Source organism: Nitrosomonas sp. Nm33, from assembly GCF_900107265.1.
Taxonomy (GTDB): domain Bacteria; phylum Pseudomonadota; class Gammaproteobacteria; order Burkholderiales; family Nitrosomonadaceae; genus Nitrosomonas.
The window spans coordinates 1-9,060 of sequence record NZ_FNPJ01000095.1 but is presented as its reverse complement, the minus strand read 5'-3'; the positions used below and the strand labels follow the sequence as shown (position 1 = coordinate 9,060).

At 40.0% G+C, this 9,060-nt stretch carries 7 protein-coding genes and 2 pseudogenes; 3 read left to right on the top strand and 6 right to left on the bottom strand.

What is annotated here, in order from left to right; genetic code table 11:
• Positions 1–96: 96 nt before the first annotated feature.
• Positions 97–246, bottom strand: a pseudogene (locus BLV54_RS13710) (transposase); the annotation flags it as partial.
• Positions 247–504: 258 nt separating this feature from the next.
• On the opposite strand from BLV54_RS13710, the gene gshA reads away from it, so the two are divergent.
• The gene (gshA, locus tag BLV54_RS13705; protein ID WP_090572184.1) at positions 505–1,815 is read left to right on the top strand and encodes a glutamate--cysteine ligase; all 1,311 of its coding nucleotides are present in this window, start codon (positions 505–507) and stop codon (positions 1,813–1,815) included.
• 6 nt (positions 1,816–1,821) lie between these two features.
• Positions 1,822–2,772 (top strand): glutathione synthase, encoded by a 951-nt coding sequence (gene gshB, locus BLV54_RS13700; protein WP_090572183.1) that lies wholly within the window; start codon positions 1,822–1,824, stop codon positions 2,770–2,772.
• Positions 2,773–3,185: 413 nt separating this feature from the next.
• On the opposite strand, the gene BLV54_RS13695 is transcribed toward gshB, so the two are convergent.
• From BLV54_RS13695 to BLV54_RS13675, 5 genes are all read right to left on the bottom strand, one after another.
• Entirely contained in the window at positions 3,186–3,815 is a 630-nt protein-coding gene (locus BLV54_RS13695) for an ABC transporter substrate-binding protein (RefSeq protein ID WP_090572182.1), read from the bottom strand.
• Positions 3,799–4,923: a glycosyltransferase gene (locus tag BLV54_RS13690; RefSeq protein WP_256329514.1), complete on the bottom strand. Its 1,125-nt coding sequence runs from the start codon at positions 4,921–4,923 to the stop codon at positions 3,799–3,801. The genes BLV54_RS13695 and BLV54_RS13690 overlap by 17 nt, the downstream gene beginning before the upstream one ends.
• A 93-nt stretch (positions 4,924–5,016) precedes the next feature.
• Positions 5,017–6,186: an adenosyl-hopene transferase HpnH gene (hpnH, locus tag BLV54_RS13685; protein WP_090572181.1), complete on the bottom strand. Its 1,170-nt coding sequence runs from the start codon at positions 6,184–6,186 to the stop codon at positions 5,017–5,019.
• A gap of 377 nt (positions 6,187–6,563) precedes the next feature.
• A complete protein-coding gene (locus BLV54_RS13680) occupies positions 6,564–7,289 on the bottom strand; it encodes an integrase core domain-containing protein (RefSeq protein ID WP_218132411.1) in 726 nt (241 codons plus the stop codon).
• A 294-nt stretch (positions 7,290–7,583) separates the two neighbouring features.
• Positions 7,584–8,174: a peptidoglycan-binding domain-containing protein gene (locus tag BLV54_RS13675; RefSeq protein WP_090572180.1), complete on the bottom strand. Its 591-nt coding sequence runs from the start codon at positions 8,172–8,174 to the stop codon at positions 7,584–7,586.
• A gap of 518 nt (positions 8,175–8,692) precedes the next feature.
• On the opposite strand from BLV54_RS13675, the pseudogene BLV54_RS13670 reads away from it, so the two are divergent.
• Positions 8,693–8,899: pseudogene (locus BLV54_RS13670) on the top strand (transposase); the annotation flags it as partial.
• Between the last annotated feature and the right edge of the window lie 161 nt (positions 8,900–9,060).

Here is a 9,060-nt window from a genome sequence, read left to right as displayed (position 1 = left end):
GCTTACACGTTCCGCGAGAAGAAACCTTCACTTAATATCAGATTCACTCAAGCTCTTCCACTTGTAGGGTTGTGATTCTTATGTCGAACTCACGTCAGGTAAGTCTCGCCACGGACAACCAACCCGCATTCGGTATAGCATACCTTCTACTGTCATGCGCAAATTGCGCTTGTTATAAATCGCTTCTTGACGCAGAATCTTCTCCAGCTTCGGCCAGAACTCATCAGTGAGCATCAGTCGGGGCATCGCAAACTCGTTTTATTAGTGGTGTGAGAACCTCAATATTACGAGTTTGCTTTCTATTTATGGAATAACTTATCTCAAAACGTCAACAGACCCTAGCTGTATCCAAATGCCTGCGTCCTTAAGGCTGGAAAAATACGATTGCAGAGATGCCTGTGTTTTTTCCATGATCTCATGGCTGAATATTCTCGCTCCAATGGCAATGATTAGCTCGAATCACTTGTAATGTTATAATGTATTATTTTTAAATACATATATTTCATGCCGGTTCCTCATCTAACAACTGCGCTACGCGGCCCAATTCTCGAACTGGAAAAACGTGTTCTTGAAGCAATGCCTGCTATTGAACATTGGTTGCGTGGCAAATGGCAACAACATACCGTTCCTTTTTATTGTTCTGTAGATTTGCGCAATAGCGGGTTTAAACTTGCACCGGTTGATACCAATCTTTTTCCTGGTGGATTCAATAATCTCAATCCAGAATTTTTACCGCTATGCGTTCAAGCCATGATGGCTGCTGTTGAGAAAATTTGCCCTGATGCACATAGCATATTGCTTATACCGGAAAATCATACTCGTAATATTTTTTACTTGCAGAACGTTGCTATACTGCAAGACATTATGAGGCATGCGGGCATGCATGTTCGTGTTGGTTCCCTCTTGCCAGAAATTACTAGTGCGACGACGATTCACCTCCCTGATGGGAATACTTTGGTATTAGAGCCGATACAACGCAAGAATAATAGGCTGTCTGTGGCAAATTTCGAACCATGCGCTGTTTTACTCAATAATGATCTTTCGAGTGGTATTCCAGAAGTTTTGAAGGATCTTGATCAGATCGTCATTCCGCCATTGTATGCAGGTTGGTCGACACGCAGAAAGTCTCAGCATTTTTCCATGTATGACAGTGTAGCTCAAGAATTCTCCGAACTGATTGGAATCGACCCATGGTTAATTAATCCCTATTTTGGCTCCTGTGGCAAAATTGATTTTCGTGAGAAAAAAGGGGAGGATTGTGTTGCTGCAGCAGTTGATGAAATACTGAAAGATCTCCAGGAGAAATACACTCAGTATGGCGTCAAAGAAAAACCTTTTGTTATTGTTAAAGCTGATTCTGGTACCTATGGTATGGGTATTATGACCGTTAAAGATAGTGCGGATGTGTATAAACTCAATCGTAAGCAGCGCAATAAAATGGCAATAACCAAAGAAGGCTTATCGGTTACACACGTACTGGTACAAGAAGGTGTGTATACTTTTGAGAGCATCAATCAGGCAGTTGCCGAACCTGTTATTTACATGATAGATCGGTATGTAGTGGGAGGTTTTTATCGTGTTCATACAGGAAGAGGTGTTGATGAAAATTTAAATGCTCCGGGTATGCATTTTGTACCGTTAGCTTTTGATACTTCCTGTGTGCAACCTAACCATGCTGCTCTTCCGGATTCCGCGCCAAACCGGTTTTATGCCTACGGTGTAGTAGCACGGCTAGCATTACTGGCGGCTTCGCTAGAATTAGAGCGCCACATAACAATGCCTCCTAACCAAACTTTAGAAACATTGCAGAACTAACATTCAATGAAGCTCGCTTTCATACTGGATCAACTGGACTCAATTAAAATTGACAAAGACTCAAGTTTTGCCATGATGCGTGAAGCTGTTGGCCGCGATCATCAACTATTTGTCATGCAGCAAGGAGACATTGTCTGGAGAGATAAGTTAGTGACCGGATTCTCACGGAAATTGACCTTAACTAATCAAAAAGACAGAAAATCTCGCTGGTACCAAGAAGGTCTGTCAGAAGCAATACCGCTCCAAGAATTTGATGTGGTATTAATGCGCAAAGATCCGCCATTTGATATGGAATATGTGTACAGTACTTATCTATTGGAGCTTGCTGAGCAGCAAGGCGCATTTGTTGTCAATAGCCCAAGAAGTATACGTGATCATAATGAAAAGCTTGCCATTGCGAAATTTTCTCAATTTATTCCACCCACTCTAGTAACCAGACAAGAGATTCTGATTCGAGAGTTTCTTGATGAGCATAAAGATATTGTATTAAAACCACTTGATGGAATGGGAGGGGCGAGTGTATTTCGTATTCATAGCGCTGATCATAATATTAGCGTTATTCTTGAAATGCTTACTCATTACAGCACACGCACCATTATGGCGCAGCGTTTTCTACCCGAAATCAGTCAAGGTGACAAGCGCATTTTACTTATTGCTGGAAAATCCGTTCCCTTTGCACTTGCTCGCAAACCCAAGCCAGGTGAAACCCGTGGCAACCTTGCTGCTGGTGGCATTGGTATAGCTCAACCATTGTCCGAACGCGATCTTGAAATCGCAAATACAGTAGGTCCGCAATTATATAAACAAGGATTGATGCTTGTAGGGCTTGATGTAATTGGTGACTCATTGACCGAAATCAATGTTACGAGTCCAACCGGAATGCAGGAAATTACCAATCAGACTGGATTTAACGTAGCAGGAATGATGATTGATGCACTTGAGAAGTGTTGTTTGTGATTGATCCATTTGAAAAGGTAAGAAATTACCAATTCTATTAACCTAGATTCTTCAGTTGATCGCTCGTTCTAGTATTAATATTAACGTGAGTTCAACATAAGAAAAGCTGTAAAAGGAAACTAAATTCCTTATGATGAAGCGGTTCTTAAAAAGAGTTTCATCATTAGAGGAGTCAGATTCGGATGAACACTATCGCGATTTTCTGTGCGATTGGCGACTTTTGTCAGTGATTTGAGCCATGGTGGATGCATCAAACTTAAGTAAGTTTTGAATAAGTAACTATATAAGCACATTGCAGGACTGACCAATGCTGTCTCTTTTGCCAAGCTAAATTGATATGTTCCAAATTCTACTCTTCATGCGCTTATCCCTGCATGCTCCTTGCTCACATACTCAGTTCTTTCATTGCTATGCTAATTCTGCTCTGTTTGAAGTATTTTTTGCTCAAGCATCGCGATCAGTGCTTCGAAACCATCTCGTTTTAAGATTGCATTATATTCAGCCCGCTTCATGGCAAGATCACTGACACCATCCACTAGAATATTAATAATGAGCCATCCTTCTTTGCTTTGATGCAATACATAATCAAAGTTTATGGAATTACCATCCGCCTGAATCAATTTACTTCTTACTAATATCTGATCACGCGGCAACAAGCGCTGCTCTATAATTTCAAAACGTTCCCTGTCATAACGATTAAACCTTTCAGCATAAGTAGCAATGCTGAGTTTACGGAAGGTTTCAGAGATTTTCTGTTGTTGCTTCCCATCTAGTTTGTTCCAATTAGCCCCCAGTATTGAACGTATTATGGTATCCATATCATGCGAGCGATTGATGGCAGGTGTCATGAGCTCTAAGCGGCCGCGATAACCTAGCTCGTCTCCTTTTTTCATCGTCTGAATGAATGTTTCCTGTAATCCCTGGATGACATGTTCTGGGGTGTCGGATTGGAAATCTTGAGCCCTGGCCACAGTAGCCAATGACAGTAAGATGAGTGTAATTAAGACATATTTGATGCTTCTAAATTCAAGCAGAGATCTCATATCGACGATTTTTCCATTGAGCACGCTCACCACGCCAGAATCGGAATGCTGAAGTCCATGTCATCAGTAAAAACAAAGTACCGATAATAGGAAGTGCCATTACCGAAAGCATGGAGCGCTGGTAATAACGTAAAATTGGCAGGTAAACAATGATCATGGCAATCCACGTTAATATGCCAGTAATAATTACAATTGTATTTAAAGGAAAGAATAAGGATACTAACGGGGCAAACCAGAACATGCTTACCATGATCAGTGTGCAAGCAAAAAGCAATAAGGGAGAGTAATGTAGTTGTGTATAAGCTGTTCGTGCTACCATATTCCAAATTGTTTTCATATCATCATAACCCCGATGACTCCGAGCAGAATGGCTAAGGCCGATCCAAGTGGGCAAACCAGCGTGCTTGATGCGGGATGCCAGCGTACAATCATCAATCAATGCATCCCGCAAACTGGCAAATGCTCCTATTGTCCGCAATACGTTAGTCTTGACCAGAATACATCCGCCAGCTGCAGCGGCAACTCGTGACCCAGGTTTATTAGCAAGCCGGAAGGGATAAAGTAGTTTAAAGAAGAACACAAAGGCAGGCATCAGCAGACGTTCAATAAAACGGTGAAGAGAGGGTTCTGCCATTAAAGATACAAATGCTAGATTCTCTTCGCGCGCTTTTTTAAGTAAAGTGGTAACAATTCCCTGAGTGAGTGTAATATCTGCGTCCAGTAATAAAGTGTAGGGTGTACGAACTTTGCTTAATCCTTGTTCCAATGCCCATAATTTCCCACTCCAGCCAGCTGGCGGCGGTGTGCCAGATAATACTGTTACCCCCCAATTCTGTGCTTGCTCAGCAGTGTCATCATCCGACTGATCATCTATAACGATGATTTGTAGATTTAAGCCTTGTGTGCTTAGTGCATCCAATGTTTGCTTGATAAGCAATCCTTCATTGCGTGCGGGAATAAGCACTGTAATATCATCTAAAGGTAGCTTTTCATCATTTGTTGACTCTAAAGACTCTTGTGTATCCCATGGTCGCCAAGGAACCAGCACTATCATCCACCAAAGAAAAGTACCTACAAAAGCTAAATATATTGCAAGCTCTATCATCATCCTATTTAAATCAAACTCCTCAGAATTAATTCAGAGTAAAAGCGCTATCCTTTGCTACTTTATATAATTAAGTCACAAATGAGATATTCTATGCTATTTATCAGAGCGAGTTAGATTGCTTGATGAAGTGGTTGAGGTATTTGTTTTTTGTTCAACTACTACGGGTATTGGAAATTCCTTCTGCGAGGCATTAACTTTAGGGGAGATTAAGTTCTTTTGTGAAGGATCGGGTGCCATAGGCCCATCAAGACGTGGTCCACGAAGGCTTACGCGCAGTGCTTTAAGGGGGTGAGCAAATGTATCGTTAATCGCGGTCGGCTCGAATCCACAGTGAGCCATACAATTAGCACATTTGGGATTATTGCCTACACCGTATTTATCCCAATCTGTTTCTTCCATTAATTCACGGAAGCTGGCTGCATAACCCTCATCTACCAATAAATAACAAGGTCGTTGCCAACCAAAGAGGTTGCGTGTGGGATTACCCCATGCAGTGCATTGATAATTTTGATTGCCTGCGAGGAAATCTAAGTAAAGACTGGAGTGATTGAATCTCCATGCCTGCTTTCTTTTTTTCCCTTCTTGAAAGATTGAGCGAAAAAGGCGCTTGCTAACTGATCGCTGCAAAAAAACATCCTGGCGCGGAGCATGTTCATAACTGAATCCTGGGGATACATTGATCCCTTCTACTCCTAATTCAGTAGCAGTGTCAAAAAATTCTGCAACTTCTTCTGCCGTTTCATTTTGAAAGAGCGTACAGTTTACTGTGACTCTGAAGCCGCGCTTGAGAGCTTCTTGAATAACCGGAATTACCTTATCATAAACTCCTTCACGACAAACTGATGTGTCATGACGTTCTTTGTTGCCATCAAGATGTATTGAAAAAGTAAAATACGGCGAAGGATGATAATCATCCATTCGATCCTCTAGTAATAGTGCATTGGTACATAAATAGACGAATTTTTTTCGTTTGATAATACCTTCTACAATCTGTGGCATTTCTTTATGAATGAGTGGCTCTCCACCAGCGATTGAGACGACGGGTGCGCCACATTCATCAACGGCTGCTAGACAATCTTGTACGCTCATTCGGCGTCGTAAAGTATCATCTGGATAATCAATCTTGCCACAACCTGCACATGCCAGATTACATTGAAATAAAGGCTCCAACATTAGTACTAAAGGATAACGTTTATTACCTTGAATCTTCTGCTTTAATATATAACTACCAACACGGTATTTTTGTAAAAAAGGAATGCCCATTTAATTTCTCTCCGCTATTTTTTAGTACTAATTTTATTTTTTATTTCACGATAAAATAGGAATTACCAACTTGTTCACAAATTGAACACTATCTTTCTATCGTTTTCTTATTCTGGTTAATTAATGTAATACCATTTCTTTTTTATAAAAAGAAAAAAGTCTCAATGTAATTCACAGCTTAATAATAATTATGAATAAAAATATTTTAAAATAAAATCGCTATTCTATTTGTCATTATTCTATTAGGTATCGATATGCTAGCATGTATATTTTATAAACCAAAGCAACGATTCTAGAATAAAAATATTAATTCTTCTAATTCCTAAATTTATATAAAAATCTGATCATCATATTTATATATTAAATTGTAAGAAATCTCAGGGTTGTTTACAGAGAGGTTGATTGAAATAATGTTGGAGTATTTCATAAGGAGTTGAGTTATTCAAACTTTTATGTGGTTTGACAGTGTTATAAAAGTTAATAAAGCGGCCGAGTTGAATTTGCCGGTCGATGGAGTCTTTAAAGTTGGTCTTGTCATGCCACATCTGCATCAAGGTGCGGATAACATGTTCAGCTTTGCCGTTGGTTTGGGGTCGATTGACTTGAGTGAATTTCTGGCCGATGCCGTGCGCTTTGCAGGTTTTAACGAAAGCATGGCGGTCAGTACCTTTATATTCTTTGCCGTTATCAGAATAAGCATAATCGATCTGATAAGGGCATTGGGCGATAACGGTTTCGGTGAGGAACCAGGCGGCGCTATTCCGGGTTTTATCGGGCAGGATGGCTGCATGGAGTTCTCGGGAGAAGTCATCAATTGCGACAAACAGGTATTCCCTGGGTTGGGTGGGTGATTGGCCTTTGAGTAAAGGCAGGCGTTTAGTATCGAAATGCACGAGTTCGCCGGGATCAGACTTGTTATAACGCTTTGCCTCGCGTTTCAAGCGCTCCTGGATGGACTGCTCGACTTTGGCCAAGCGTTTGAGACCGTACTGGATTATTTTAAAACGTTGATTGGTACTGTCGCGGGGGAACAAACTCCTTGAGCCTCGCCCGTTTGAGAACGGTGTAGATCGTGGGCCTTGAGACTCGAAAGCGTTCGGCAAGTTGGGACACTTTCCAGCAGCGAGTCTGGTAAAGCTGCCACAGCTCCTGACGGTCAAGTGGCGTAAGTCTTATATGTTTGTGCATGTTCATTTACAGTATTCTCCACAATACTGTAAACAACGCTAGAAATTCTTACAATTAAATTAATTAGTGACAATTAATAATTATGAAGATACAGACTGGAAAAATAGATCTTTATAATGAATTAATTCTCTAATTTGAGAGAGATGCTTTCAGAATAATCTGTAGCCATCTTTTTCCAGTCTGTATTGAAACAAATTTCTTGTCAAAACCTATTGATAGGATACATTAAGCTTTTGCAGCGTTCCTTTAGTTAGCTGACCTACTGTAAGATTGTTCTGTTTTTGAAAATTTTTCAATGCAGTTATAGTCTTAGCCCCACTTTTTCCATCAATTGCACCAGGATTAAATCCAGCATCAGCTAGAGCGTATTGAACTTTACGAATTAATTCAGGGGTTGCCTTGACAACTTCGCTCAAATCTTCATATTTTTCAATTGGCTGCTCTGATTTTTTTGCTAACGACTGAGTTTCATTTATGAATGCTAATGATGAGTTTTCAGATTCAATTAATTCATTTGGCATGGTATCAATGGTTTGATTAACTGATATAGTTGTTTCTTTAGAAATTTCCTCGCTATCACTTGGAAATGATTCTGGCGTACCTTTCGTGGAATCTGCGATTATTTCAGGCTCAGCTTTCTTCTCAGCTTTCTTCTCAGCTTTCTTCCCCCCTTTCTCCTCAGCTTCTGATTGGCTTTGTTTTGCATCTACAATTTTGCCTCTCGGTTGGCAGCCTAATAAGCCAATCGCAAGCGATATCGAAAAAATTATCATCATCAGATTAGCAGTCTTTATTTTCATTCTGAAATTCTCCTCACTAAATAAAATTGCTTAAAAATTTATTTTGATACACACAAAAACTCTATCATAGGTATTTTTAATAATAAACTGAAACCGCTCCTAATATTTTATTTTTATTGAATAAAAAGTAATTAATCCGATTAACTAAGATTGTTTTAGTTACTGAACTAATCTCATAGTAATAAACCTGCGATTTCCGTTTTATATAACAGGAGCAGAGGCTTCAAACTTTACCTGAAAGAATGTGAAAAAATTGTAAGGAAAGTTTAGATATAGGGGCGAGCTGAATGCAGAAGCAAGGCAGATGAAATAGATAGCAAGGAAAGAATATCAAAGATAAGCTAGAAAAGAATATAAATATCGCTTAAAACTGTGATAAAGGCATAGAGATGGTTTATTTATGATCTTGGGGGGGGTGTTACTTAGGGTCTGTTGACGTTTTGAGATAAGTATTTCATAAATAGAAGCAAACTCGTAATATTGAGGTGTTCTCACACCACCGATAAAACGAGTTTGCGATGCCCCGATTGATGCTCAGCGATGAGTTCTGGTCGAAGCTGGAGAAAATTCTGCTTCAAGAAGCGATTTATAACAAGCGCAATTTGCGCATGACAGTAGAAGGTATGCTATACCGAATGCGGGTTGGTTGTCCGTGGCGAGACTTACCTGAGGTGTTTGGATGCTGGAATTCCATTTATAAGAGATTCAATGCTTGGTCATCCAGTAATTCTAATTTGCACTAGAAACTGCATTAATAATCCAATCCCAGCCGGTTATACTTTTGATTAAAGCCGGGGCATTTTCGAGATTACATAATGCACTAACCAAATGATTCTCGAGCGTATCGATGCTGTCAAATACGCGGTTATGAAAGTATTTTTCTCGC

Bases quoted from the DNA above. Each gene is read 5' to 3' on its own strand.
- hpnH (WP_090572181.1), bottom strand. From the start codon at position 6,186: ATGGGCATTCCTTTTTTACAAAAATACCGTGTTGGTAGTTATATATTA.
- gshB (WP_090572183.1), top strand. From the start codon at position 1,822: ATGAAGCTCGCTTTCATACTGGATCAACTGGACTCAATTAAAATTGAC.
- BLV54_RS13695 (WP_090572182.1), bottom strand. From the start codon at position 3,815: ATGAGATCTCTGCTTGAATTTAGAAGCATCAAATATGTCTTAATTACA.
- BLV54_RS13690 (WP_256329514.1), bottom strand. From the start codon at position 4,923: ATGATGATAGAGCTTGCAATATATTTAGCTTTTGTAGGTACTTTTCTT.
- gshA (WP_090572184.1), top strand. From the start codon at position 505: ATGCCGGTTCCTCATCTAACAACTGCGCTACGCGGCCCAATTCTCGAA.
- BLV54_RS13675 (WP_090572180.1), bottom strand. From the start codon at position 8,174: ATGAAAATAAAGACTGCTAATCTGATGATGATAATTTTTTCGATATCG.